The organism is Enterococcus sp. AMC2644 (assembly GCF_058216475.1).
Map to the genome: position 1 here is coordinate 2,639,269 of NZ_CM177095.1, position 26,325 is coordinate 2,665,593.

A 26,325-nucleotide genomic window follows, 5' to 3' on the forward strand; every position below is an offset into this window, starting at 1 on the left:
GACGTCTAAAAAGGAAAAAGCGAGAAGCTAGCCCTTTTTAGATGTCTTTTTCATATAATTCATTAAAATAAGTAACGGATCAATGGTTGCTTTAGTTAGAGACAATGGTTGTATTTGGCTTTCTATCGGCTGAAATACTTCGTTCAGTGAAAGGATTTGTGTATGGCAGATTTGCCCAAATACAATTTGATAATATTTTTTAGTAGTCTCAGTTAATGGAAGTGAAAAAATGAGTAGCTCTTGTTGTGAAAAATGTAACAATTCCTTGTTTTGTAAGAAAAAATAGTTTAGTAAGCTAAGCTGTTCCATCAAAACTTGAGCAAGTTCGAAGTGTAAATCTTCTGATAAATAGGCAATTCGTTGCTGCATCCAGGGAAGATATGCTTGTTCTTTTCCTTGGAAAAAAGCCGTTATTTCATCTAATCGTTGAGACAGTGGCATATCTTGCATCTCTGGTAATTGCTTGATGAGCGCATGCCTTGTAATGTGGTTAACCCAAGGCATTTGGTAAATCTCACTGAGAATTTGGCTCACTTTGGGAATTTGCTTATATTGTCGAAAAGGACCCAAACTGTTTGCAGAAATCACTGAATTTGTTTCGATTCCGGATGAAGAAACAGTAACATAACTATAACGTAGCGAATGATTCATTTGTTGATTATACAGCGGATGATATTTTTGTATCAATTGACATTCTAGCAGTAATGCATCTAGCTCAGTATCAACTTGTATAACGTCAAAATCATGAATATTAAAAACCATGCGCTGGACTTTTCGGGAGTGCTGGCTATTTTTTTGGAAATAAGAGCGCACACGCTGTTTTAAATTTTTGGCTTTTCCAACATAAATAATCTCATCGTATTGGTCTTTCATGAGATAAATTCCTGGTGTTGTTGGTAAAATCTTTACTTTTTCTTTTAAATTAGCCAATAGTTGATTTCACGCCATTTCTATAAGAAGATTTGTCTTGAAGATAGCAGAAAAATAAAACTAAAACAAGCAATAATAAAGTTGTTAAGGTTTTTTTTTAATAAATATGGTAAAATTGTTTTGAAAATCAAAGTATTTGGAAGAGGAATATTTTTTTATTTACAGAAAATAAGATGGAAATTTAAAAAAAACTGAAAATACTCTTGCTTTTCTAAAAAATATGAATTATAGTTTGATTGTCAAATGATTTGATAATCAAAGTATTCGGATGGTGAAGCAATGAAACCAGATTTTGAAAGAATAAATAGCTTACTAGTGGATGTCTTTAATGACATTTTAGTAATTGAAGAATCAGAATTGAAAAAATCACGATTCAATGATCTCTCGATTACTGAAATGCACACAATCGAAGCGATTGGTATGTACAAAAAAAAGACAACTTCTGAAGTTGCAAAAGAACTTTCAATTACAGTGGGTACATTGACCATCGCGATTAATCGATTAGTGAAAAAAGGTTACGTTGAAAGAATTCGTAGCGAAGACGATCGACGAGTTGTCAAATTATCGTTGACAAAAAAAGGGAAATTATTGTATCGTGTTCATCAACGTTTTCATAGTCAAATGATTAAGGAAATATTGATAAACATGGAAGAAGATGAACAACATGCTTTATTGAGAGCGTTGGATAATCTTCATCAATTCTTACAAGAATATAAGTGAGCGTATGTATATGACAAATTTTGGACAGATTACTGCAACAGCAAGTTACGTTCCTGAAAAAATCGTAACGAATGATCAGTTAGCAGAAATCATGGACACAAGCGATGAATGGATTTATTCTCGCACAGGGATAAAAACACGACATATTGCGACAGACGAGAATACTTCTGACCTATGTATCCATGTTGCTAAGCAATTAGTACAAACAAGCGGTACAGCTCCAGAAGATTTAGATTTTATTCTTGTTGCAACAATGTCCCCAGATTACAATTCACCTTCTGTGGCATGTATGGTACAAGGTGCAATCGGTGCGACAAATGCTTTAGCGTTTGATTTAAGTGCGGCATGTGCTGGTTTCGTATACGCATTGTCTATGGGTGAAAAAATGATTCGTACGGGTTCAAAAAAAGGCTTAATTATTGGCGGTGAAGTACTTTCAAAAGTTCTAGACTGGCAGGACCGTTCAACGGCGGTACTGTTTGGTGATGGAGCAGGTGGTGTTTTATTAGAAGTAACTGAGCAACAGCACCTTTTAAAAGAAAGTTTGCATGCAGATGGGACAAGAGGTATGTCCTTGACATCTGGTTATCGTGCAATTAATAGCCCTTATGGATCGGTAAATACAGGTCAGAGTTCTTGTTTAACAATGGCTGGACGAGACATTTTTGATTTTGCAACACGTGATGTAGCAAAAGCGATTGATGAGCTTGTCGATGAAGACAAAGAAGAAATTGATTATTTCTTACTTCATCAAGCAAATTCGCGTATATTAGATAAAATTGCGCGGAAAATTAAAGTTCCTAGAGAAAAATTCTTACAGAATATGGATAAATATGGCAATACATCTGGCGCAACGATACCGTTGTTATTGGATGAAGCCATAAACTCAGGAATCTTAACATTAGGCAGCAACCAAAAAGTGGTACTTTCAGGTTTTGGTGGTGGATTAACGTGGGGAACCGTGTTGCTCACTTTGTAAACCTGTAGTCATATAAAATTAAAAATGTACAAAACAATTGGAGGAATATAAACATGGTATTCGAAAAAATTCAAGAAATCGTAGCAGAAGAATTAGGTAAAGATAAAGAAGAAATCAAATTAACTACAAACATTCAAGAAGATTTAGAAGCAGATAGCTTAGATTTATTCCAAATCATTAACGAAATTGAAGACGAATTTGATGTGAAAATTGAAGTTGAAGACGGAATTAAAACTGTTGAAGACTTAGTGAAATACGTAGAACAACAACAAGCTTAATTTTTAAGGCTGGGCCAAAAGCCTAGCCTTTCCTTTTATGTAGAAAATCCAACGTTGAGTAGATATGAATCGAATACTTATCCTCAAATATCAACGGAAATTTAAAGGAGAGAAACATGAAGACAGCTTTTTTATTTAGTGGTCAAGGTGCACAATATGTTGGCATGGGACAAGAATTGTTCAATCAAGAAGCGATTGTTCGTCAAACATTTACTGAAGCGAGTGAAGTCTTAGGCTACGATATGGCAGAATTATGTTTTACAGAAAATGAACGATTGAATCAAACAGAGTATACTCAGCCAGCAATTTTAACGGTTAGTGTAGCTTTTTGGCGTTTATTAGAAGAAAAAGGCTATCATGCCGATGCCGTTGCTGGATTAAGTCTAGGAGAATATACAGCTCTAGTTGCAAGTGGAGCATTGGACTTTAAAACAGCAGTTGCTTTAGTTGCCAAACGTGGTTCATATATGACAACTGCGGCGCCACAAGGAACAGGTAAAATGGTTGCCGTTATGAATGCACCAATTGAAGTGATTGAGGATGCTTGTAAACAAGCAAGTGAATTAGGAATTGTCTCTCCAGCAAATTATAATACGCCACAACAAATTGTTATCGGTGGAGAGGTTGCAGCCGTGGATCAAGCTATTGAGTTATTAAAAGAAGCTGGTGTGAAGCGAATGATTCCATTAAACGTTAGTGGTCCATTCCATACAGCTTTGTTAAAACCAGCAGCTGAAAAATTAAAAATTGCCCTAGAAGACACTGTCTTTAATGAAATGGCTGTGCCAGTTATTAGTAATACGGCTGCTCAAGTAATGCAACAAAATGAAATTAAAGACTTGTTGGAACGTCAAGTGATGTCACCTGTTCGTTTTTTTGAAAGCGTAGCAACATTAAAAGAATTGGGAATTGAGCGTGTGATTGAGATTGGTCCAGGAAAAGTTCTTTCAGGTTTTATCAAAAAAATTGACAAAACATTAGTGATGTCTCGTGTAGAAGATGCTACGACACTGCAAGAGACAGAAGCATTACTATCCTAGGAGGAAAAAATGGAATTAAAAGATAAAACGGTTTTTGTTACAGGTAGTACGCGAGGCATTGGTTTAGCCATCGCAAAAGCATTTGCCAAAGAAGGCGCAAATATTATTTTAAATGGGCGTCGTGAAATTTCAGAAGAATTAATTGCTTCTATTGAAGAATTTGGTGTGAAATGTGTAGGCGTTTCTGGAGATATTTCAGATTTTAAAAATGCTGGTGACATGATTAAAGAAGCAGAAGAAAAAATTGGTGTGGTGAATGTATTAGTCAATAACGCAGGAATCACTAATGATAAGTTATTACTTCGTATGACAGAAGATGATTTTGAACAAGTCTTAAAAATTAATTTGATTGGTACATTTAACATGACCCAACAAGTCATGAAAAAAATGTTGAAACAACGTGAAGGTGTAATTATCAATCTCTCAAGTGTTTCAGGATTGATGGGAAATGCAGGCCAAGCGAATTATGCAGCAAGTAAAGCAGGGGTAGTTGGTTTTACCAAATCAGTAGCTAGAGAAGTAGCCCCTCGAGGCATTACATGCAATGCGATTGCTCCTGGATTTATCCAAACAGACATGACAGATGTTTTATCTGATAAAGTGAAAGAACAAGTAACACAAACGATTCCATTACAACGCTTTGGAAATGTAGAAGATGTTGCTCAAACTGCTATTTTCTTAGCAAAAAGCCCATATATCACTGGTCAAGTAGTAAATGTTGACGGTGGATTGGTCATGCACGGTTAAGAGAGGAGAAAACTTATGAATCGAGTAGTAATAACAGGATATGGTGTCGTTTCACCAATTGGAAATGATCCAGAATCATTCTTAACAAGCTTAAAAGAAGGAACCAATGGTATTGGTCCAATTACTAAATTTGACGCTGAAGCAACAGGAATTTCGGTTGCTGGGGAAGTCAAAGATTTTCCTTTAGACAAATATTTTATTAAAAAAGATACAAAACGTATGGATGAATTTTCACTTTATGGTATTCATGCGGCTTTGGATGCGATTGAAATGGCACAACTAGATACAAAAGCAATTGACGCAGACCGTTTTGGTGTGATGGTTGGTTCAGGTATCGGTGGTTTACCTACAATTCAAGACCAAGTGACACGAATGAACGCTAAAGGAGCTAAACGAGTTTCGCCAATGTTTGTTCCCATGTCAATCGTAAATATGGTTGCTGGAAATATTGCGTTACGTGTAGGGGCGAAAGGCATTTGTACGACTACGGTAACTGCTTGTGCATCGGGTACACATTCTGTTGGAGAAGCATTCCGTAATATTAAACATGGCTATGCAGATGTTATGCTAGCAGGTGGTTCAGAAGCAACGATTTGTGAGATTGGTATTGCTGGGTTTGCTTCATTAACTGCATTAACAACTGAATCTGATCCAAATAAGGCGTCAACACCTTTTGATAAAGATCGTAGTGGTTTTGTTATGGGTGAAGGTGCTGGGGTATTATTATTAGAATCATTAGATCACGCATTAGCACGTGGTGCCAACATTTTGGGTGAAGTTGTAGGTTACGGTGCGAATTGTGATGCCTATCATATGACTGCACCAAATCCTGATGGCTCAGGTGCAGGTAAAGCAATGAAATTAGCAATGTCAGAAGCTGGTATTGAACCTTCAGAAGTTGGCTATATCAATGCGCATGGAACAAGTACACCTGCTAATGATGTATCAGAAGCAACTGCTATTCATTATGGATTAGGAGATAGTTACAAAGATACGTATGTAAGTAGTACTAAATCTATGACTGGTCACTTATTAGGTGCAGCTGGTGGTGTGGAAGCAGTAGCGACATTACTGGCGTTGCAACACCAATTTATTCCACCAAATATTAATGTGACAGAACAAGATCCCGAGATTGACTTAAACGTTGTGCTTAATGAAAGCAAACCTGCAGAATTAACCTATGCGATGAGCAATTCACTTGGATTTGGTGGTCATAATGCAGTTATTTTGATGAAACGTTGGGAGGCATAAGGATGGAACTAAATGAGTTAAAGGATTTACTTTCTCTTTTTGATCAATCCACATTAACTGAATTTAATCTAAAAGATAACAACTTTGAATTATATTTAAATAAAAATAGCGTATCACGCACACAAAATACTGTACCAGTAGTGCAAGCAGCACCTGTACAACAGCCACAAGTGATTGAATCACCTGCTCAACCAGTTTCTGAACCGGTACAAACTACACCAGTGCCAGAAGTAATTGCAGGAACAGAAATTGTTTCACCACTAGTAGGTGTCGTATACTTAAAACCGAGCCCAGACAAACCGAACTTCAAACAAGTTGGTGAGCGTGTGCAAAAAGGGGAAGTTGTTTGTATTGTTGAAGCGATGAAAGTCATGAATGAAATTACAAGTGATATTTCAGGTGAAGTGGTAGAAGTTTTAGTAGAAAACGAACAAGTGGTTGAATTTAACCAACCATTGTTCCGAGTGAAAGAAGGCTAATTATGACTGTATTGAATATTCAAGAAATCAAGGAAATTATCCCTCATCGTTATCCGATGTTGTTGATTGATCGTGTCGAAGAATTAATTGACGGTGAGCGTGTAGTTGCTAAGAAAAATGTAACAATCAATGAACCGTTTTTCCAAGGTCATTTTCCTCACGAACCAGTAATGCCAGGCGTTTTAATTGTTGAAGCGATGGCTCAAGCTGGCGCAGTGGCTTTATTATCATTAGAGCAGTTTCGTGGTAAAACAGCTTATTTTGGTGGTATTGATAAAGCAAAATTCCGCAAAAAAGTAACACCAGGAGATACATTAATTCTAGAAGTGGAGATTATCAAAGTAAAAGCTTCTGCTGGAATTGGTAAAGGTGTAGCGAAAGTGGATGGCAAAAAAGTTGCCGAAGCTGAATTAACCTTCATGATTGGATAGGTGACTTATGTTTTCAAAGATATTAATTGCAAATAGAGGAGAAATTGCGGTACGTATCATTCGTGCTTGTCGTGAATTAGGCGTACGAACAGTCGCAGTTTACTCAGAAGCAGACAAAAATGCATTACATGCTGAATTAGCGGATGAAGCCATCTGTATTGGTCCTGCAAAAGCGTCTGATTCTTATTTGAACGTACAACAAATTTTAAGTGCAGCGATTGTAACAAAAGCTGAAGCAATTCATCCAGGCTTTGGTTTTCTTTCCGAAAATAGCCGTTTTGCTTCAATGTGTGAAGAATGCAATATTGTTTTTATTGGACCGAAAAGTAAAACAATTGATGATATGGGAAACAAAATCAACGCGCGTCGTTTGATGATTGAAGCTAATGTGCCAGTTATTCCAGGAAGCGATGGTGCAGTAGCTGATGTAGAAGAGGCCTTAACAATTGCTGAGGACATTGGTTATCCTGTAATGCTGAAAGCCGCTGCAGGCGGTGGTGGTAAAGGAATTCGTAAAGTTTTGACAAAAGAAGAATTGCCTCAACATTTCTCATCTGCACAACAAGAAGCTAAAGCAGCTTTTGGTAACGATGATATGTACATTGAAAAAATAGTATATCCAGCGCGTCATATTGAAGTACAAATTTTAGGTGATAGTTTTGGAAATGTTATTCATTTAGGTGAGCGTGATTGTTCGTTACAACGTAACAATCAAAAAGTTTTAGAAGAATCACCTTCTGTCGTTATTTCTGCTGAAAAACGTCAAGAAATAGGGATGGCTGCAGTTCGAGCAGCACAAGCTGTAAACTATCAAAATGCTGGAACAATTGAATTTCTAATGGATGAAGCAGGTTCGTTTTATTTTATGGAAATGAATACGCGTATTCAAGTAGAGCATCCTATTACAGAAATGGTTACTGGCGTAGATTTAGTGAAAAAACAATTGGAAATTGCTAGTGGTGAAACACTAGGCTTAAAACAAGAAGATATCGTGATAAAGGGGCATGCGATTGAATGCCGCATCAATGCTGAAAATCCTGCTTTGAATTTTGCACCATCTCCGGGTAAAATTCATAATTTATTACTACCAAGTGGTGGAATGGGATTACGTGTTGATAGTGCGATGTATTCAGGCTATACGATTCCTCCATATTATGATTCAATGATTGCAAAAGTAATTGTTTATGGTGATAATCGTTTTGAAGCACTAATGAAAATGCAACGTGCATTAAGCGAATTGGTAACAGATGGTGTTGTGACTAATGCAGAATTTCAATTGGATTTAATTAGTCATCCTAAAGTGATTGCTGGTGATTACAGTACCGCTTTCTTACAAGAAGAATTTTTACCAAATTGGACGCCTGAAGTTTAGGAGGGAAATCTATGGCATTATTCAAGAAGAAAAAGGATTATATTCGGATTAATCCAAATCGAGACACAACGCCAATCAATGAACCTTCTGTGCCAGATAATATGTGGGCGAAATGTCCAAGTTGTAAACATACCCTTTATACCAAAGAAATTGGGGCAGCAAAAGTCTGCCCTAATTGTGGTTATAATTTCCGTATTACAGCTTGGGAACGAATTGCTTTGACGATTGACGAAAAAAGTTTTGAAGAATGGGATACGGACATTGAAACAACAGATCCGTTAAACTTTCCAAATTACAAAGAAAAAATTCAACAAATGCGGGAAAAAACGCATTTGCATGAAGCTGTATTAACTGGTAGAGCAGCTATTTTAGGTGAAGAAGTTGCTTTAGGTATCATGGATTCTCATTTTATCATGGGAAGTATGGGAACCGTTGTAGGTGAAAAAATTACTCGTTTATTTGAAAAAGCAACTGAATTAAATTTACCTGTTGTTTTATTCACAGCTTCAGGTGGTGCAAGAATGCAAGAAGGTATTTTTTCATTAATGCAAATGGCAAAAATTTCAGCTGCAGTTAAGCGCCATAGCAACAAAGGATTGTTTTATCTCACAATTTTGACTGACCCTACAACTGGTGGTGTAACCGCAAGTTTTGCAATGGAAGGCGATATTATTTTAGCTGAGCCACAAGCCCTAATCGGTTTTGCAGGTCGTCGCGTGATTGAGCAAACAATTAAGCAAGAATTACCGGAGGATTTCCAGAAAGCTGAGTTTCTATTAGAACACGGTTTTGTTGATCAAATTGTACAACGTACAGAGTTACGTGATCGCATTCATTCTTTGGTAAAACTACACACGATGAAAGGATGGCGTAAATAATGGGTAGACCAGCACATGAAATTGTTCAATTAGCACGCGCAAAAGAGCGTTTGACGGCGTTGGACTACTTTGAGCGCATCTTTGACAATTATCAAGAATTTCATGGAGACCGTTTGTTTGCAGATGACGAAGCTGTTGTCGGCGGTATTGCCTTATTAGATGACAAACCGGTGACGGTTATCGGAATCCAGAAAGGGCGGAATTTACCTGAAAATTTGAAGCGTAATTTTGGTTCACCTCATCCAGAAGGATACCGAAAAGCTTTACGCTTGATGAAACAAGCTGAAAAATTCCAGCGGCCTGTAATTACTTTTGTTAATACAGCAGGTGCTTTTTGTGGAATTGGTGCAGAAGAACGCGGCGAGGGTGAAGCTATTGCCCGTAATTTATTAGAAATGTCTGATTTAAGCGTACCAATTATCGCAATTATTATAGGTGAAGGCGGTAGTGGAGGTGCTTTAGCACTAGCATTAGGTGATGAGGTTTGGATGATGGAACATTCAATTTATGCAGTTTTATCTCCAGAAGGTTTTGCTTCAATTCTTTGGAAAGATGGTAGTCGAGCGAAAGAAGCAGCTGAGCTAATGAAAATCACTGCACAAGAATTAAAAGAACTAGGAATTGTAGAGCGTGTGATTCCAGAAACATTTCGTGGAGAACCTTTATCGGAAGCGGCAATTGTGAATCGTATGAAATCAGATTTGATTCGTAAGCTAAAGGAATTATCGGCTAAAGAGTTACCAGAATTGTTAGAAGCACGTTATCAACGTTTTAGAAAATATTAAACAACTGATGACATCCGAACTAAATGAGTGTGAGCTGCTAATTCCTGTGAATTTGCAACGATAATTACACTTTCTATAGTTCGGATGTTTTTACGAGTAAATAGTTTTATGACATAGTCTTGATTTTTATTTGAAAGTTTGTGCTAAAATACAGATGAGGTGATTTATTTGCAAGAAAATTATTGTCGACTATCTAAGGTTATTCAGACACATCGTATCTTTCCGTTTGATTTGAATCCGTTTGGTTTTTTATTTGGTGGAAAGTTGATGACTTTGATTGATGATGCAGCGTCTATTTCAGTTACTAGACATTGCCGAAGAGGAGCAGTAACAGCATCATTAGATCAATTAAACTTTTTAAAACCATTACATAACAATCACTCTGTATGTATTGAATCTTATGTATCTGGAGCACACAATCGGTCAATGGAAGTTTTTGTCAAAATAATTGGTGAAGATTTAGTGACAGGCGAACGTTATCTAGCTGCAACCTGTTTTACAACATTTGTTGCAGTACCTTCGCATATGAATGAAGAAACGGACTTTATTGTTCCAAAAGTAATTCCGGAAACAGACGAAGAAAAAATGGTCTGTGATGGTTACGAACAGCGTCGTGCTAATCGTTTAGCAGAACGTGGGGCGTATAAAGAGTTTGCTGCTCAATTATCGATTGACTTACCGTGGTCAGAATAAGAAAAACCGAAATTCAAATTTTTGAATTTCGGTTTATTTTTTACACTTGCATCCATGTCGGTTCAAGTGTGTTTCCATCTAAATCAAGTACTTCTAATCCATACATTTGGTCTTCGGGAATGCCCATGTCTACTTTATAAACAGTACCTCCATTTTCCTCAGCAACTTTACCAAAATTTTTGACTTCTTCAGCGCTATTTAAGGAAAAGGCAATTAATGTTGCACTTTGTGTTTTTGTATCTGCAATTGTGCGATCTTTAATAAACAATTGATAAAATGAATAATCTAATAACATAATCCAAAAGTTATCATCCCAAACCATTGAGCTGGTTTGTTCAGTTGAAAACTCTTCATTTTTTTTAAAACCCAACTTTTCATAAAAAGTAGTAGCAGCAACAACATCTTTTACAGGGAAATTGACAAATACCATTGTAGACATATAAATTCCTCCTATCCTTTTCTTTATTATCGTTTGAAAAGTAAAAATTTGCAAGAATATATAGTAAAATAACGAATATTGCATATTTGTTGTTTATTTTTTATTAATTATGTGATAAAGTGCATATATAGTTGAAAAAAACAAAAAATATGTATAAATATTAAAAGGGGTGATTAGTATGAAAAAAATAGTTGGTTTAACGAGTATAGTAATAGGTTTGTTTGCTTTGGCAGCTTGTGGTAGTAGTCAAACAGCTGGTTCAGATTCTAGTAAAACCTCTGAAGCAACAAATCAATTAGAGGAAATTAAAGAGGCAGGAGTCCTTAAAGTAGGAACATCTGCTGATTTTGCTCCTTTTGAGTTTCATGCAATGATTAATGGTAAAGATACAATTGTTGGTGCAGATATTGATATGGTGAATGCCTTAGCCAAAGAATTAGGAATTCCCAAAGTTGAGTTTTCTGATATGGAATTTAATGCTGTTTTAGCTGCTTTGGAGCAAGGTCAGGTGGATATTGCTGTTTCTGGAATCTCTGCTACGGAAGAACGTAAAAAATCAATTGATTTTACCATGAATTATTTCTTACCAGAGCAAAAAGTTGTTGTGCATAAAGATAATTTAGATAAATACAAAGAAATTAGTGATTTAAGTGGTAAGAAAGTTGGTGCACAAAAAGGATCTATTCAAGAATCGATTGTAAAAGATCAATTACCAGATTCTCAGGTTGTTTCAGTTCCTAAAGTACCTAGTTTAGTACTTGAGTTAAAACAGGGTTCAATTGATGCTTTAGTTGCAGAAAGTGCAGTTGCAGAATCATACGTGGGACAAAACGATGATATAGCAATCGCTGATGTGGCTTTAGAAACGGCAGAAGATGAAGCATACGCAATTGCTTTACCAAAAGGTAGCACAGAATTACAAGAAGCATTAAATGAAGCATTACAAACATTAATTGACGACGGGAAAATTGCTGAATTTGTTCAAAAAAATACAGATTTAGCAAATGAAAATGCCTCTAAGTAGAAGGGGAGAATAAGATGGATTACTCTTTTTTATCTACGTATTATAATTATTTTATTTCCGGGACAATTGTGACCTTAATTATTTCTTTCATCACAATCATCTTAGGGACGATATTAGGTGTCGTATTTGCCTTAATGAAACTTTCTGCTGTTCGACCATTACGTTGGCTTGCAAATATCTATATTGAGGTCTTTCGTGGAACCCCCATGTTAGTACAAATTTTAATTAGTATTGGTTTATTGCATAAAGTATTTAATTTACCTACAGTACCAATTGGTGTGTTAGATATTGATTTTGGTCGTTTGTTACCGGGGATTATTGCGCTATCTTTGAACTCGGGTGCTTATGTTGCAGAAATTGTTCGGGCAGGAATTAATGCAGTAGAAATTGGGCAGTCAGAAGCAGCGGGATCGCTCGGATTACGACCAACACAAACAATGCGTTACGTTATTTTGCCACAAGCAATGCGTAACATTCTACCTCCATTAGGTAATGAATTTATTGTATTGATTAAAGATTCATCTTTGCTTTCAACAATTGGTATTTACGAACTGATGAATAGTGCACAAATTGTCATCACCTCTTCATTTATTCCGATGAAACCACTCTATGTTGCTGCATCGATTTACTTTATTTTGACTTTTACGACTTCACAAATCTTAAAAATTTGGGAGAAAAAACTAGGAAAAGGATATCGACGGTAAATCAACTGTGACAAGTAATAAGGGCCTGTGACATAAGTCCCATGAAAAAGCGCCAAAAATGACGAGTAATCGTTCATTTCTGGCGCTTTTTAAGGTAAAATAAAAGGAAGCACAACTCTGACCTTGCACTTCCAAATTCTTATCCTCGAAAGGACAAAAACAATGTACCCAAATTATAACATAAATCAACTAACTTTAAACCTATCAACTGAATTTATTCCAAAAGAAAATCATGTCGCTTGTTTTATCAACGAATTGGTTGAATCTTTACAGATTCATGAACCGTATCTTTTCGGTCGCCCACGAGAATATGAGTTGCGTGCGATGTTAAAGTTGGTTCTTTTTGCGTACACTCGTGAGGCGTTTACCAGTCGAAAAATTCAACGATTGGCAGAAGAAAATATTTATGCCCGCTGGTTGACACAAGAAAGTGAACCTTCCTATCGGACGATTGCTCGTTTTTGCGTCTCAAAAGATGTCGAAGAACTGACCAATAAAAGTTTGGATTCTTTGGTTCACTACCTTCGGGAACGCAATCTGATTGACGATGTGCTTTTTATTGATGGGACAAAAATCTTGGCGGATGCCAATAAATTTAGCTTTGTTTGGAAGAAGAATACGATTCGTTTTGATCAAATGAACCGTGAAAAAATTCTGACCTTAATGACAGAACTTCAAGAAGCCTATGAAGTCAAACATATTCCTGAAGGATCTAATCTGACGTTCGATTTATTAGATGAACTTCTGACACGAATGGAGTTGCGCTTAGAAGACCTAGAGAAAGAAGTCGAGGAAACAGCCAAGATTTCTCCCAATCCTGCGAAACAACAACGACGGACGCTAAAAACCCAGAAACGTAAGCTTTCTGAAAGACGAGAAAAAATGGCAGAACATCAAACACAGATGTCTATTTATGGTGCCCGAAACAGTTATTCAAAAACAGATAAAGAAGCAACATTTATGCGAGTGAAAGAAGATCACATGATGAATGGACAACTGAAACCAGCGTACAATCTTCAAATCGCTACGTGCAAACAATTTGTTTTGGGATACGATGTTTTTCAAAACCCAACAGATACAAAAACATTAAAGCCTTTTCTAGAAAAAATGAAGCTAGACGAACAAGCTTCTCATTATATTGTCGCCGATGCCGGTTATGGTTCTGAGAGTAACTATCGCTATTTAGAAGATAAATTGCCACAACACACGGCGCTTATTCCGTATGGCACGATGTTGAAAGAACAAAGTAAAAAATGGCAATCTGACGAACGGAAAGTGATGAATTGGACGTATTTTGAAGAGGAAGATTATTATAGTGATCCCAAAGGTGTTCGCTTCAATTTTCATGCCTATCGCCAACGGACAGATAAAGACGGTTTCGTTCGAGATTTCAAAGAGTATCAAGCTGAAAAAGTGGATGACTATTTACGAGAAGTTCCAGAAGCATTGACACCCAAAGGATATGTAAGAAAAATTCTTGTCAATCCAGCTTGGGAATACCACAAAGCCAAACAAAGAGAGATGCTTTCTGACGAAAAAACAGGAAAGATCTATGCTCGTAGAAAAACAGATGTCGAAACAGTCTTCGGAAAAATGAAGGCTTGTTTGGGTTTCACTCGATATACGGTTCGAGGGCTAAACAAGGTTCGAAAGCAATCAGGTATCTTGATGATGGCCCTTAATATGATGAAATTAGCCACATTAAATAGAAAGAACTAACCCTATACATAGAAAACCAGAATACCCACGAAAATCAAACTCAATTTTCGTGGGTATTCTGGTTTATAACTTGGATTGAGACGTACTTACGTCACAGGCCCTTATTTTTATATTTGAATTTAGAAATGATGAAATAAGAAAACTAGCAGAAGAAACAAAATCTGCAACGCAAGAGATTGGTTCATTGATTGCTAAAATTCAAGATGAATCGTCTTCTTCAGTACAAAAATCAGAACAAGGTAAACAGGCGGTAGCAAAAGGATTACATTATATTCAACAAACAAATGATTCTTTTAGCAGTTTGTTTAAAAAGGCAATAAGTAGCGCTAAAGAAGCAGCAGCTTTAATTATCGAAACAACTAATATTAAAGAAAGTATGGAACAATTAGTTGTAGTCATTGAAGATGTGACTGATTTATCTCATCAAGTTTCTGAAAGCACAGATATTATTTTAGAATCTAGTAATCATCAGACAGAAGTGGTGCAAGAATTTGTAGATGTTGCCAAAGCTCTTTCTGATATTGCGACTCGATTAAAAATCAGTATTGAACAGTTTAAATTATAGATAAATACACACTAGACAATAAAGTAATATGCTCCACTTTATATAGGAACCTGAGAAATAAAAGTTCTATATAAGGGGAGCATATCACAAAGTCTAGTGTGCTTTTTTATAGTTGTTGCTTAGCTTGCTCAATTTGTTTCTGAATTTGTGTAAAACCAGTACCACCTAATGAATTACGATTTTTGACAGCGGTATAAGAACTTAGTTTATCATATAAGTCTTCTTCAATTGCTGGAACAATGTTTTGATATTCTTCAATCGAAATATCTTGAAGATAAATACCTTTTTGAATACAAGAAAAAACTAATTTACCAACAATTTCATGAGCTTCTCTAAATGGAATACCTTTGTTTGCGAGGTAGTCAGCTAATTCAGTGGCATTAGAAAAATCTTTTTCTGTAGACTCTAACATATGCTGGTGATTGACTTGCATCGAAGCAACCATCCCTGACATGATAGTCAAACTTTTTTCGACAGTTTCTACTGTGTCGAACATGCCTTCTTTATCTTCTTGAAAATCTTTATTATAAGCAAGTGGCAAACCTTTCATTACTGTTAATAGACCAAATAAATCACCATAGACGCGTCCTGTTTTTCCACGAATTAGTTCGGCCATATCAGGATTTTTTTTCTGAGGCATAATGGAGCTACCTGTTGAAAAAGTATCGGATAATTGAACAAATTGAAATTCGTGACTACACCATAGGATGATTTCTTCGCAAAAACGAGAAAGATGCATCATTAAAATGGAAGAATTACTTAAAAATTCTAAGATAAAATCACGATCACTTACTGCATCTAAACTATTTGTATAAATAGCGCTAAAGCCCAGTTCTTTAGCAGCAAATTCACGATCAATTGGAAAAGTTGTTCCAGCTAGGGCGGCTGCTCCTAATGGTGAGCAATCAATTCTTTTTAGATTTTCTGTTAGACGCTCTTGATCGCGTGTCAGCATCTGATAGTAAGCCAGTAAATGATGAGCAAAAGAAATAGGTTGTGCATGCTGAAGATGAGTATAGCCAGGCATAATAGTTTCAATATTTTCCTCTGCTTTATTGACCAACACTTTACGTAAATCATGGATTTTTTCTGAAATATCTTGGACTTTTTCTTTTAAATAAAGATGCATATCCGTTGCAACTTGGTCATTTCTAGAACGAGCAGTATGCAATTTACCGGCTACGGGTCCAATTTCTTCATGTAAAAAGGATTCAATATTTAGATGAATATCTTCATTTTGTACAGTATAATCCAATTCATCATTGGCAACTTTTTGTTGAATACTTGTTAAGCCATCAATAATTTGTTGCCCTTCTTCTTGAGAAAGTATCTTGGTATGAACAAGCATTTTTACATGTGCTAGACTACCTAAAATATCTTGTTTGGCTAATGCTTGATCAAAGAAGATAGATGCGCCAAACGCATCTATCCAATCTTCATTTTTCCCATCAAAGCGACCACCCCAAAGTTTCTTCATGTAGTGAACCTCCGTTATGCTTTGTTTTGTTGTGCTTGAATTTCTGCGTGTACTTTACTTGGTAAGCCCCAAAGCTTGATAAAGCCAACCGCAGCATCTTGGTCAAATGTATCTGCAGATGTGTAAGTTGCTAAGTTTTCATCATATAAACTGTTTTCTGATTTTCTACCTTCACAAATGATATTACCTTTGAAAAGTTTCACACGAACGACCCCATTAACGTATTCTTGTGTGCTTTTTAAGAAAGCGATTAGTGCGTCAGTTAAAGGATTAAACCATAAACCATTATAAATTATTTGAGCTAGTTGCTGTTCAATAATTGGTTTAAAATGAGCCAATTCGCGAACGAACACTAAATCTTCTAGTTCTTTATGAGCTGTCATTAGAGTCATTGCTCCTGGACATTCATAAACTTCTCTTGATTTAATACCTACTAAACGATTTTCAATATGGTCAATACGACCAATCCCATGGTTTCCAGCTAATTGATTTAATTCTGCAACAAGCGAAGATAAGTTCATTTCTTTACCATCTAATGCCACAGGTACGCCTTTTTTAAACGTAATTTGCACAATATCCGCTTGATCTGGTGTGTCTTCTAATTCTTTTGTCAACTCATAGGCACCTTTTGGAGGTGTTGCCCAAGGGTCTTCTAATACACCGCATTCACAGGCACGTCCCCATAAATTTTGGTCAATTGAATAAGGATTGTCCAAATCAGCTGGAATAGGCACGCCTTTTTCTTGAGCGTAGGCAATTTCCTCTTCACGTGACCATTTCCATTCACGTACTGGAGCAATAACTTTTAAAGACGGATCCAGTGCAGCGATAGCAACTTCAAAACGAACTTGGTCATTTCCTTTACCTGTACAGCCATGAGCGATAGTTGTAGCATTTGTTTCATGTGCTAATTCAACTAATTTTTTTGAAATTAATGGACGTGATAAAGCAGAAACTAAAGGGTAAGAATTTTCATAAAAAGTATTTCCTTGTAACGCAATTAATGCAAAATCTTGTGCAAATTCTTCACGAGCATCAATTGCGTAAGATTCACTTGCGCCAACGGTTAATGCTTTTTGGCGAATCGATTCTGTATCGCGTCCCTCACCAACGTCTAAACAACAAGCGATAACATCGTAACCTTCGTCAACCAACCATTTTACAGAAACAGAGGTGTCTAATCCTCCAGAGTAAGCTAAAATAACCTTTTCTTTCATATTTATATAATACCTCGCTTTTAATGTGATGACGTTATAGTATCAGAAAATATTCTAATAGGCAATAGAAAACAGAATAAATATTCAATATTTGTAAATAAAAAGGTTAAATATACATTTATAAATAAATTGGAAATCAAAATATGCAAAATAGTTATGCAATTTTACTATTTTATGTTAAAAAGAAGGGGAGGTGAAATAGATGATAAAAGATGGATTATTTTGGGCAGAGCAATTAAAGATGAAACAATTATCTTTCCAAGAATATGTTGAAGAAATTGAAAAGAAAGTTTTAAAGGAAAACTCACAATTGAATGCATTAGTGACTTTTGATAAAGAGTCCGCATTGAAGCAATATAATGAAACAAAGAATATTCAAGAGACACCCTTTGCCGGTTTACCAATTCCGTTAAAAATGTTAGGACAATCTAAAAAAGGTTGGTTAAGCACATCTGGTAGTCGTTTATTTATTGATCAACGAGCATCCTATACTAGTCATTTTGTTCAATCGTTAGAAAAAAATGGATTTATCCCATTAGGACAAACGGCAGCACCAGAATTTGGTTTCAAAAATGTAACGGACGCTGAAATTTACGGAGAGACAAGAAATCCGTGGAATTTAGATCATTCAGCTGGTGGATCAAGTGGAGGGGCTGCAGCTGTTGTAGCAGCTGGTATTTTTCCGATTGCTGCTGCCAGTGACGGAGGCGGATCGATTCGTATTCCTGCTTCTTTTAATGGACTAATTGGTTTAAAACCAACAAGAGGGACAATAGCAGTAGGGCCTGCAGGTTGGCGTGGCTGGCAAGGTGCTTCTATCTCTTTTGGGTTAACTGTATCAATGCGAGATACCCAAACATTATTTTATGGAATGAGAGGGACCGAATTAGCAGCACCTTATCAAGCACCTCAGATAGAGTGGCAGCATCAGCAACCAGCGCATAAAAAATCATTGCGAATTGCTTTCTCAACAGAGTCTCCAGTAGGCACAAATATTTCAGAAAATGCGATTCAAGCAGTGAATGAAGCAATTGATTTTTTAGAAAGTCAAGGACATGAAGTGACCGAAATTCCTTATCCAGTTGATGGTCCTCGATTGATTCGGGATTATTATCAAATGAATGGTGCAGAAACTGCAGCTATGTTTGAAGATATCTCAAAAGGATTCAAGCGTGAAATGACCAAAGAAGATATGGAATTGATGACTTGGGGAATTTATCAATATGGCAAAAAATTATCTGCAGCAAGTTATGTCCACTCTTTACAGTCGTGGGACGAAGCAGCTTATCAGATGGAAAGACTTTTTGAAAACTACGATTTATTTTTAACACCCACTACTGCATATCCTGCACCCAAACTAGCTATAGATTTGCAAAGTGAAGAAATTCGTACACGTTTATCAAATATAGCGGAGCTTTCATCATCTGAAGCAGCTCAAGTGGTATATGACATGTTTGCAGCAAGTCTAACTTTATCGCCTTACACGCAATTAGCCAATTTAACAGGTCAGCCAGCAATTAGTTTACCTACATTTGTTACGCCAGAAGAGTTGCCATTAGGTATTCAATTTATGGCATCTAAGGGACGAGAAGATTTGTTATTCCAAGTTGGTTTGAGTTTTGAAGAACACCAACGTTTTCAACTTCCTAAAATTTATCGTGTGTCATAAGAAACTTTTAAGTAGATAACTTTTATTTTTAAGCATTTTATTGTATAATTAACGGTTGAGGAGTACATCACAGTACTCCTTCATTTTTTGACTACGAGGAGAAAATATGTTTTCAAATTACAAACCAACTTGGATGGTAGATGCGATTTATAAAGTGACTCCTGAACAACTAAATAAACATGGAATCAAAGCTGTGTTGACTGATTTAGACAATACGTTAATTGCTTGGAATAATCCCGATGGAACAGACGAATTACGTATATGGCTTGAGTCCATGAAGAAAGCCAATATCCCTGTTATCGTGGTGTCAAACAACAATGCCGAACGTGTAGGACGAGCACTCCAAGCGTTTGAACTTGATTATGTTGCACGAGCCTTAAAACCTTTTGCAAAAGGCATTAACAAAGCGTGTAAGGATCTAGGCGTAGAAAAAGATGCTATTGTGATGGTAGGCGATCAAATTATGACCGACATTCGTGCTGCGAATCGTGCTGGCGTGAAAAGTATTTTGGTGCGCCCTGTAATCGATACGGATAGTTGGAAAACGCAATTGAACCGTATGATGGAACGAAAAATTATGAAATATCTTTTAAACAAACATCCGGAAATGAAATGGCAAGGTGAAATAAAATGACAGAAACAATTCAATGTATCGGTTGTGGCGTAACAATCCAAACTGAGAATAAAGATGAATTAGGCTATACACCCAATGCCGCATTGGAAAAAGGGTTAGAAACAGGTGAAGTTTATTGTCAACGCTGTTTTCGATTGCGTCACTACAATGAAATTCAAGATGTTTCATTAACTGATGATGACTTTTTGCGTCTTTTAAACGAATTAGGACAAAAAGACGCATTGATTGTAAATGTGGTCGATATTTTTGACTTCAATGGTTCACTAATTCCTGGTTTGCATCGCTTTGTCGGCGATAATCCAGTGTTATTAGTGGGAAATAAAGTGGATATTTTACCTAAATCATTGAAAAAATCAAAATTAACGCAATGGATGCGTGAACGTGCGCACGAAGCTGGTTTACGTCCAGTTGATGTGTTATTAACGAGTGCGAAAAAACCACATGAATTATCTACTTTATTAGATGCGATTGAAGAACATCGTGAAGGTCGTGATGTCTATGTTGTTGGTGTGACGAATGTTGGAAAGTCAACTTTGATTAATCAAATTATTCGTCAATCTGCGGGTGTCCAAGAATTAATTACGACGTCTCGTTTCCCTGGAACGACTTTAGATAAAATTGAAATTCCTTTAGAAGATGGCCAGTTTTTAATTGATACACCGGGAATCATCCACCGCCATCAGATGGCACATTATTTAGGAAAAAAAGATTTAAAAATTGTAGCACCTCACAAAGAAATTAAACCAAAGTCTTACCAATTAAATCCAGGGCAAACATTGTTCTTAGGTGGCTTGGCACGTTTTGATTTTATTCAAGGGGAGCGCAGTTCGTTTATTGCCTATGTCTCAAATGACGTAGAGATTCATCGGACAAAATTAGAAAAAGCAGATGCATTTTATGACAAGCATATTGGTGGATTGTTACAACCACCACGTGCTGAAGAAGTTTCTGAATTTCCAGAACTTGTTCGTTTTGAATTTTCAATTAAAGAAAAAACAGATATTGTCTTTGCTGGACTTGGCTGGATTACAGTAACGCAACCTGGCGTTGTTGCAGGATGGGCGCCTAGGGGTGTCGATGTACTAAGAAGAAAAGCATTGATTTAAGGAGAAAAAACATGGAATTAAGAGGAAAACAAAAACGTTTTTTACGTAGCGAAGCACATCATTTACAACCAATCTTTCAAGTAGGAAAAGGTGGATTAAATGATGCAATGGTCGCTCAAATTGGTGAAGCATTAGAAAAACGTGAATTAATTAAAGTATCATTATTACAAAATACCGATGAAGTTGCTGAAGATGTGGCTGCTGAATTAGAAGCTGCTTTACACTGTGATGTTGTACAAATTATTGGACGTGTCCTAGTTGTATTTAAACCATCATCAAAAGAAAAATATCAAAAAATTTCATCACACGTGCGTTCAATTTAATAAAGGAGGTCTTTTGAGTTGCAAGGTGAAACTTTTAGTCGTGTACAAACATTTACAGAAATGGAACCAATTCGTACCTCACCGCGAAAGCAAGTAGGGATTCTTGGCGGGACATTTAATCCTGTTCATATCGCTCATCTCATTACGGCCGATCAAGTAGGGAAAGCTTTGGGTTTAGAGACAGTAGCACTGATGCCCTCTAACCAGCCTCCACATCAAGATGAAAAAAAGACGATTGATGCAGTTCATCGTTTACACATGTTAGAATTAGCAATTGTTGATAATCCGTTACTATCTATTGAACCAATCGAGTTACAACGTGAAGGTAAAAGTTATACGTACGATACTATGAAGCTATTGACCGAACAAAATCCGGATACTGATTATTATTTTATAATCGGTGGTGATATGGTAGAGTACTTACCTAAATGGTACAAAATAGATGAGTTAATGCAACTGGTCAATTTTGTGGGTGTTCGTCGTCCTAATTATGCGACTGAAACAGAATATCCAATTATTTGGATTGATGTTCCTCTAATGGATGTTAGTTCTACTCAACTACGAAAAAAAATTACTCAAGGTTGTTCCGTAAATTACCTCGTTCCAGCAAATGTGGTAAACTATATTCAAGAAAAGGGGCTGTACCTAGATGAAATATAGTGGGAAATATACGCAATTAGAGCGGGAGCTATTGATGCAACGTGTTCAAATGCAAATGAGTGAAAAGCGTTTTCGACATGTTCTCGGTGTAGAAGAAACTGCCATTGCTTTAGCTGGTAGATATGGCGCTTCACTGGAAAAAGCGAGTATTGCTGCTTTAACACATGATTATGCCAAAGAGCGTTCTGATGATGAATTTAAGTTAGTCATTCGTCGTGACCACTTTGATTTAGATTTATTAAATTGGGGCAATGAAATTTGGCATGGTTTAGTAGGCGCAGATTTTGTTCAACGTGAACTAGAAATAGACGATGAAGAAATCCTACAATCCATTCGTGTGCATACGACAGGTGCTGCTGACATGTCCTTACTAGATAAAATTATTTATGTCGCTGATTATATTGAACCTGGTCGTCATTTTCCAGGGGTGGAAGAAGCCCGTTCAATTGCCTTAAGGCATTTAGATGATGCAGTTGCTTATGAAACAAAACATACATTACTGCATCTTGTAAGTAAAGAAGTTCCAATTTATCCAAAAACAATTGAAACATATAACAAATGGGTCGCAAAAAAGTGACCAAGGAGGGAATTATCATAGAGAGTAAACAAATTTTAGAGATTGCTGTTCGTGCAGCCGACTCTAAGCATGCAGAAGATATTATGGCATTAGACGTTCATGAAATTTCATTATTAGCAGATTATTTTGTAATTTGTTCGGGAAATAGTGATCGTCAAATTAATGCAATTGTTGACGAAATTATTGAACAAGTGGAAAAATCACAAGTAGAAGTGAAACGAGTAGAAGGAAAAGACGGTGGTAAATGGGTTTTAATCGATTTAAACGACGTCATTATCCATGTATTCAGTAACTCTGAGCGTGATTTTTATAATCTTGAAAAACTTTGGTCAGATGCGCCATTAGTTGATATTCATGAATGGATTGTTGAGTAACTATGGCTTACGAGACTTTTGCATTCGTTTATGATGAAGTGATGGATACTGATTTATATAAACGGTGGCTAGATTTTTCATTACGTCATCTTGGTGAACGCAAACAAATTTTGGAATTAGCTTGTGGCACTGGAGCTTTGGCTGTTGAGTTTGCCAAAGATGGGTTCGATGTGACTGCATTAGATTTATCAGAAGAGATGTTAATGATAGCAAGTGGACGAGCACAAGAAGCTGAGGTGGATATTCAGTTTGTTGAAGGCGACATGTTGGATTTATCTGACGTAGGTACCTATCAAGCAATTACTTGTTTTTCTGATTCGATTTGTTACATGCAAAATGAAATGGATGTCCAACAAGTTTTTGATGGAGTCTATCAAATTCTTGAAGATGAGGGTGTCTTTATTTTTGATGTACATTCGATATATCAGATTGATGAAGTGTTTCCTTCGTATAGCTATCACTATCAAACAGAAGAGTTTGCTTTTTTATGGGATAGTTATCAGGGGCAAGTACCGCATAGTATTGAACATTTTCTAACATTTTTTGTGCAAGAGGAAGAAGGGCATTTTATTCGTGAAGATGAATTACATCAAGAACGAACCTATCCATTAGATACGTATCTAATGTTGTTAGAAAATGCTGGTTTTAATCGTGTCGAAACGTACGCAGATTTTATTGATAGCGAACCAAATGAAAAGAGTCGTCGTTGGTTCTTTATTTGTTATAAATAATCAGAAGGCTGAGAGAAATCTCGGTCTTTTTTGTTTGTAAAATAGTCGTATTTTGGGAAGCATGGTATACTTTATCTATAAGAAATACTTTTACTACTCGTTGTGCTAGTTGATTAAAATCTACCATATAAATATCGTAGTGTTTTTTCAAATCTTTTCTGAGCATCCTCCATTCTCCAATGAAAGCGTATAAACGAGCAAAATCGCTTCTAAACGGAACTCGAATGCCTGAAGCGATTGGGTTTTGAACGATTAAATACTTAATGAAGCCAAACTTAAAAATACCATTTCAATTGTCTTTTGTTTTTTACCAAGTAAGCAGTCCTCTATTTTGTCTGCTCCAGCTATTTTTTTCACTGGTGTAGTGATTGTTATACCGATAGTTGCAAGTTCTGTACGCATCATTGGTGCGAATCCCATGCTCCCAGAAAAGCCCTAGGAGACTCGCACCATAAAAATGATCTTAAATGATAATTTGATGAGAAAATAAATACGATTATATTTAATTTTGTGAAAAATACATATAATCGGGCGATTTTCATCGGTTAAACGAGAGAATTATCTCTTTTTTTTAGTCATAATCGCCGTTGCAGTCTTTATGACTGCATGGATTGAAATGTTGCTTGTATCTTTTGGTTTAACCAAGCTTGTTCGTTGCAGTCTTTATGACTGCATGGATTGAAATAGTTTCCGCGGTTTCTGTTGCATCTGTATTTTCGTTGCAGTCTTTATGACTGCATGGATTGAAATCGTTATATAAGTCATTTATCAATCCTTCGACAAAGTTGCAGTCTTTATGACTGCATGGATTGAAATATCAGTAATTTCAGTCCCTTTTGCTGCCTTTTTGTTGCAGTCTTTATGACTGCATGGATTGAAATTATCAATATCCGTTCTAAATTTGTTTGAATCAGCGTTGCAGTCTTTATGACTGCATGGATTGAAATTTTTGACTCCTCCATGCGTTCTGTGCAATTCTTTGTTGCAGTCTTTATGACTGCATGGATTGAAATTTCCGTTGCTTTATTTAGTAAACGATAAAGCAAGAGTTGCAGTCTTTATGACTGCATGGATTGAAATAATATCGCTAAACTCAAGTCTGCGACCGTAGCCATCGTTGCAGTCTTTATGACTGCATGGATTGAAATTCTCTACTCATTTTTCGACCACCTCATTAATATTTGTTGCAGTCTTTATGACTGCATGGATTGAAATTCAAGAGGAGTTACTATTTCATACTAAATATGATGTTGCAGTCTTTATGACTGCATGGATTGAAATAATATTAGAATTATCGTACATTGAAATCTGTAATGGTTGCAGTCTTTATGACTGCATGGATTGAAATACGGTGGGTGTGACCGCTAAACCACGCAATAAAACGTTGCAGTCTTTATGACTGCATGGATTGAAATGCAAAGGTACGCAGATTATACCTGCAGGAGCAACAGTTGCAGTCTTTATGACTGCATGGATTGAAATACCTGAATTGAGATTGATTGCAGAGAAACATTTGGTTGCAGTCTTTATGACTGCATGGATTGAAATGCTGTCACTGTTTGTATTACTACTTGATACAGCATGTTGCAGTCTTTATGACTGCATGGATTGAAATAATTAAAACGGTGTGTCCTACAGATCGAGAAATAGTTGCAGTCTTTATGACTGCATGGATTGAAATTGTCATTGTCCCAACTCCTCCCCTGTCGTAATATCGTTGCAGTCTTTATGACTGCATGGATTGAAATTCTAATCGGTTTAGCAACCCTAGAAAATACTTGGTTGCAGTCTTTATGACTGCATGGATTGAAATCTCAAACGCCAATCTTTTGAAGATATTTCTGCTTGTTGCAGTCTTTATGACTGCATGGATTGAAATTTTAAAAGCGCCACGTGGTCAAGGAAAAACATTTGTTGCAGTCTTTATGACTGCATGGATTGAAATTCTATATCTATCTCTTTCTCTAACTCTATCTCTAAGTTGCAGTCTTTATGACTGCATGGATTGAAATAGTAATGAGCATTTTTTAGCGCGTATAACTAGCGTTGCAGTCTTTATGACTGCATGGATTGAAATCCAATAAGCAGAACGATAACCAAGCTCTTTTGCTGTTGCAGTCTTTATGACTGCATGGATTGAAATATTAATTCCCACCACTTTTAACCTTCGACCATTGTTGCAGTCTTTATGACTGCATGGATTGAAATTTCTGACCAGTAAGAATTTTTTTTAATTCATCGAGTTGCAGTCTTTATGACTGCATGGATTGAAATTACTCTTTGACGAGTGTCTTTGATAGCGTTTGGGTTGCAGTCTTTATGACTGCATGGATTGAAATTGTTCAACGACTTTGATTTGTTCATTGATTTTTTGTTGCAGTCTTTATGACTGCATGGATTGAAATTGGGTAGAACAGATAATCCAAATGTTGTCTCTAAGTTGCAGTCTTTATGACTGCATGGATTGAAATTTGTTCAAAATCTTTTGTTTCGGTGTACAATTCCACGTTGCAGTCTTTATGA

Annotated in this window: 29 protein-coding genes and 1 CRISPR repeat array (1 of these 30 only partly in view); of the genes, 24 read left to right on the forward strand and 5 right to left on the reverse strand. The window is 36.4% G+C overall.

Annotation, left to right across the window (positions count from 1 at the left end):
* Window positions 1–27: 27 nt before the first annotated feature.
* On the reverse strand, window positions 28–930 hold the full coding sequence (locus tag AC4BC5_RS12845) for a GIY-YIG nuclease family protein (RefSeq protein WP_490495758.1): 903 nt from the start codon (window positions 928–930) through the stop codon (window positions 28–30).
* Window positions 931–1,209: 279 nt separating this feature from the next.
* On the opposite strand from AC4BC5_RS12845, the gene fabT reads away from it, so the two are divergent.
* From fabT to AC4BC5_RS12905, 12 genes are all read left to right on the forward strand, one after another.
* The gene (fabT, locus tag AC4BC5_RS12850) at window positions 1,210–1,650 is read left to right on the forward strand and encodes a fatty acid biosynthesis transcriptional regulator FabT (protein WP_490495759.1); all 441 of its coding nucleotides are present in this window, start codon (window positions 1,210–1,212) and stop codon (window positions 1,648–1,650) included.
* A gap of 10 nt (window positions 1,651–1,660) precedes the next feature.
* On the forward strand, window positions 1,661–2,629 hold the full coding sequence (locus tag AC4BC5_RS12855) for a beta-ketoacyl-ACP synthase III (RefSeq protein ID WP_490495760.1): 969 nt from the start codon (window positions 1,661–1,663) through the stop codon (window positions 2,627–2,629).
* Window positions 2,630–2,682: 53 nt separating this feature from the next.
* The gene (locus tag AC4BC5_RS12860) at window positions 2,683–2,907 is read left to right on the forward strand and encodes an acyl carrier protein (protein WP_207940189.1); all 225 of its coding nucleotides are present in this window, start codon (window positions 2,683–2,685) and stop codon (window positions 2,905–2,907) included.
* A gap of 116 nt (window positions 2,908–3,023) precedes the next feature.
* Window positions 3,024–3,947: an ACP S-malonyltransferase gene (gene fabD / locus AC4BC5_RS12865; protein ID WP_490495761.1), complete on the forward strand. Its 924-nt coding sequence runs from the start codon at window positions 3,024–3,026 to the stop codon at window positions 3,945–3,947.
* A gap of 9 nt (window positions 3,948–3,956) precedes the next feature.
* On the forward strand, window positions 3,957–4,694 hold the full coding sequence (fabG, locus tag AC4BC5_RS12870; RefSeq protein ID WP_490495762.1) for a 3-oxoacyl-[acyl-carrier-protein] reductase: 738 nt from the start codon (window positions 3,957–3,959) through the stop codon (window positions 4,692–4,694).
* Between the two features lie 15 nt (window positions 4,695–4,709).
* A complete protein-coding gene (fabF, locus tag AC4BC5_RS12875; RefSeq protein WP_490495763.1) occupies window positions 4,710–5,945 on the forward strand; it encodes a beta-ketoacyl-ACP synthase II in 1,236 nt (411 codons plus the stop codon).
* A 2-nt stretch (window positions 5,946–5,947) separates the two neighbouring features.
* Complete coding sequence (accB, locus tag AC4BC5_RS12880; RefSeq protein WP_490495764.1) at window positions 5,948–6,424, forward strand: acetyl-CoA carboxylase biotin carboxyl carrier protein; 477 nt, start codon at window positions 5,948–5,950, stop codon at window positions 6,422–6,424.
* Between the two features lie 11 nt (window positions 6,425–6,435).
* Window positions 6,436–6,855: a 3-hydroxyacyl-ACP dehydratase FabZ gene (gene fabZ, locus AC4BC5_RS12885; RefSeq protein WP_490497552.1), complete on the forward strand. Its 420-nt coding sequence runs from the start codon at window positions 6,436–6,438 to the stop codon at window positions 6,853–6,855.
* A 7-nt stretch (window positions 6,856–6,862) separates the two neighbouring features.
* Entirely contained in the window at window positions 6,863–8,227 is a 1,365-nt protein-coding gene (locus AC4BC5_RS12890) for an acetyl-CoA carboxylase biotin carboxylase subunit (RefSeq protein ID WP_490495765.1), read from the forward strand.
* Window positions 8,228–8,238: 11 nt separating this feature from the next.
* Window positions 8,239–9,105, forward strand: coding sequence for an acetyl-CoA carboxylase, carboxyltransferase subunit beta (gene accD / locus AC4BC5_RS12895; RefSeq protein WP_490495766.1), 867 nt, complete (start codon window positions 8,239–8,241; stop codon window positions 9,103–9,105).
* A complete protein-coding gene (locus AC4BC5_RS12900; RefSeq protein WP_490495767.1) occupies window positions 9,105–9,890 on the forward strand; it encodes an acetyl-CoA carboxylase carboxyl transferase subunit alpha in 786 nt (261 codons plus the stop codon). The genes accD and AC4BC5_RS12900 overlap by 1 nt, the downstream gene beginning before the upstream one ends.
* A gap of 168 nt (window positions 9,891–10,058) precedes the next feature.
* Window positions 10,059–10,583 carry an acyl-CoA thioesterase gene (locus AC4BC5_RS12905; RefSeq protein ID WP_490495768.1) on the forward strand — a complete coding sequence of 175 codons (525 nt, stop codon included), beginning with the start codon at window positions 10,059–10,061 and terminating at the stop codon, window positions 10,581–10,583.
* Between the two features lie 40 nt (window positions 10,584–10,623).
* On the opposite strand, the gene AC4BC5_RS12910 is transcribed toward AC4BC5_RS12905, so the two are convergent.
* Entirely contained in the window at window positions 10,624–11,022 is a 399-nt protein-coding gene (locus AC4BC5_RS12910; protein WP_490495769.1) for a VOC family protein, read from the reverse strand.
* 178 nt (window positions 11,023–11,200) lie between these two features.
* On the opposite strand from AC4BC5_RS12910, the gene AC4BC5_RS12915 reads away from it, so the two are divergent.
* The 4 genes from AC4BC5_RS12915 to AC4BC5_RS12930 all read left to right on the forward strand — a co-directional run bounded on the left by AC4BC5_RS12915 (window position 11,201) and on the right by AC4BC5_RS12930 (window position 15,034).
* Window positions 11,201–12,046: a transporter substrate-binding domain-containing protein gene (locus AC4BC5_RS12915; RefSeq protein ID WP_490495770.1), complete on the forward strand. Its 846-nt coding sequence runs from the start codon at window positions 11,201–11,203 to the stop codon at window positions 12,044–12,046.
* Window positions 12,047–12,060: 14 nt separating this feature from the next.
* On the forward strand, window positions 12,061–12,750 hold the full coding sequence (locus AC4BC5_RS12920) for an amino acid ABC transporter permease (protein ID WP_490495771.1): 690 nt from the start codon (window positions 12,061–12,063) through the stop codon (window positions 12,748–12,750).
* 162 nt (window positions 12,751–12,912) lie between these two features.
* Window positions 12,913–14,469, forward strand: a complete 1,557-nt coding sequence (locus tag AC4BC5_RS12925) for an IS1182 family transposase (protein WP_490495735.1) — start codon at window positions 12,913–12,915, stop codon at window positions 14,467–14,469.
* 133 nt (window positions 14,470–14,602) lie between these two features.
* Window positions 14,603–15,034 (forward strand): hypothetical protein, encoded by a 432-nt coding sequence (locus tag AC4BC5_RS12930; RefSeq protein WP_490497553.1) that lies wholly within the window; start codon window positions 14,603–14,605, stop codon window positions 15,032–15,034.
* 106 nt (window positions 15,035–15,140) lie between these two features.
* Here the strand turns inward: AC4BC5_RS12930 and argH are convergent, their stop codons facing one another.
* Entirely contained in the window at window positions 15,141–16,511 is a 1,371-nt protein-coding gene (gene argH, locus AC4BC5_RS12935; protein ID WP_490495772.1) for an argininosuccinate lyase, read from the reverse strand.
* A gap of 14 nt (window positions 16,512–16,525) precedes the next feature.
* Complete coding sequence (locus AC4BC5_RS12940; protein ID WP_490495773.1) at window positions 16,526–17,728, reverse strand: argininosuccinate synthase; 1,203 nt, start codon at window positions 17,726–17,728, stop codon at window positions 16,526–16,528.
* Between the two features lie 205 nt (window positions 17,729–17,933).
* Here AC4BC5_RS12940 and AC4BC5_RS12945 point away from each other — a divergent pair, with 205 nt between their 5' ends.
* From AC4BC5_RS12945 to AC4BC5_RS12980, 8 genes are all read left to right on the forward strand, one after another.
* The gene (locus AC4BC5_RS12945) at window positions 17,934–19,397 is read left to right on the forward strand and encodes an amidase (RefSeq protein ID WP_490497554.1); all 1,464 of its coding nucleotides are present in this window, start codon (window positions 17,934–17,936) and stop codon (window positions 19,395–19,397) included.
* A gap of 106 nt (window positions 19,398–19,503) precedes the next feature.
* Window positions 19,504–20,031, forward strand: coding sequence for a YqeG family HAD IIIA-type phosphatase (locus AC4BC5_RS12950; RefSeq protein WP_414841522.1), 528 nt, complete (start codon window positions 19,504–19,506; stop codon window positions 20,029–20,031).
* Window positions 20,028–21,137: a ribosome biogenesis GTPase YqeH gene (gene yqeH, locus AC4BC5_RS12955; RefSeq protein ID WP_490495774.1), complete on the forward strand. Its 1,110-nt coding sequence runs from the start codon at window positions 20,028–20,030 to the stop codon at window positions 21,135–21,137. The genes AC4BC5_RS12950 and yqeH overlap by 4 nt, the downstream gene beginning before the upstream one ends.
* A gap of 11 nt (window positions 21,138–21,148) precedes the next feature.
* Window positions 21,149–21,460: a ribosome assembly RNA-binding protein YhbY gene (yhbY, locus tag AC4BC5_RS12960; protein ID WP_490495775.1), complete on the forward strand. Its 312-nt coding sequence runs from the start codon at window positions 21,149–21,151 to the stop codon at window positions 21,458–21,460.
* A 60-nt stretch (window positions 21,461–21,520) separates the two neighbouring features.
* A complete protein-coding gene (locus AC4BC5_RS12965) occupies window positions 21,521–22,120 on the forward strand; it encodes a nicotinate-nucleotide adenylyltransferase (protein ID WP_490497555.1) in 600 nt (199 codons plus the stop codon).
* Window positions 22,110–22,697 carry a bis(5'-nucleosyl)-tetraphosphatase (symmetrical) YqeK gene (gene yqeK / locus AC4BC5_RS12970; RefSeq protein WP_490495776.1) on the forward strand — a complete coding sequence of 196 codons (588 nt, stop codon included), beginning with the start codon at window positions 22,110–22,112 and terminating at the stop codon, window positions 22,695–22,697. Before AC4BC5_RS12965 ends, yqeK begins: the two co-directional genes overlap by 11 nt.
* Before the next feature lie 32 nt (window positions 22,698–22,729).
* The gene (gene rsfS, locus AC4BC5_RS12975) at window positions 22,730–23,071 is read left to right on the forward strand and encodes a ribosome silencing factor (RefSeq protein ID WP_490497556.1); all 342 of its coding nucleotides are present in this window, start codon (window positions 22,730–22,732) and stop codon (window positions 23,069–23,071) included.
* Between the two features lie 2 nt (window positions 23,072–23,073).
* A complete protein-coding gene (locus AC4BC5_RS12980; RefSeq protein WP_490495777.1) occupies window positions 23,074–23,802 on the forward strand; it encodes a class I SAM-dependent DNA methyltransferase in 729 nt (242 codons plus the stop codon).
* 252 nt (window positions 23,803–24,054) lie between these two features.
* Here the strand turns inward: AC4BC5_RS12980 and AC4BC5_RS12985 are convergent, their stop codons facing one another.
* Window positions 24,055–24,207 carry a hypothetical protein gene (locus AC4BC5_RS12985; protein ID WP_490495778.1) on the reverse strand — a complete coding sequence of 51 codons (153 nt, stop codon included), beginning with the start codon at window positions 24,205–24,207 and terminating at the stop codon, window positions 24,055–24,057.
* A 181-nt stretch (window positions 24,208–24,388) separates the two neighbouring features.
* A CRISPR array of direct repeats spans window positions 24,389–26,325; the repeat unit is 32 nt; unit sequence GTTGCAGTCTTTATGACTGCATGGATTGAAAT (it continues 283 nt past the right edge of the window).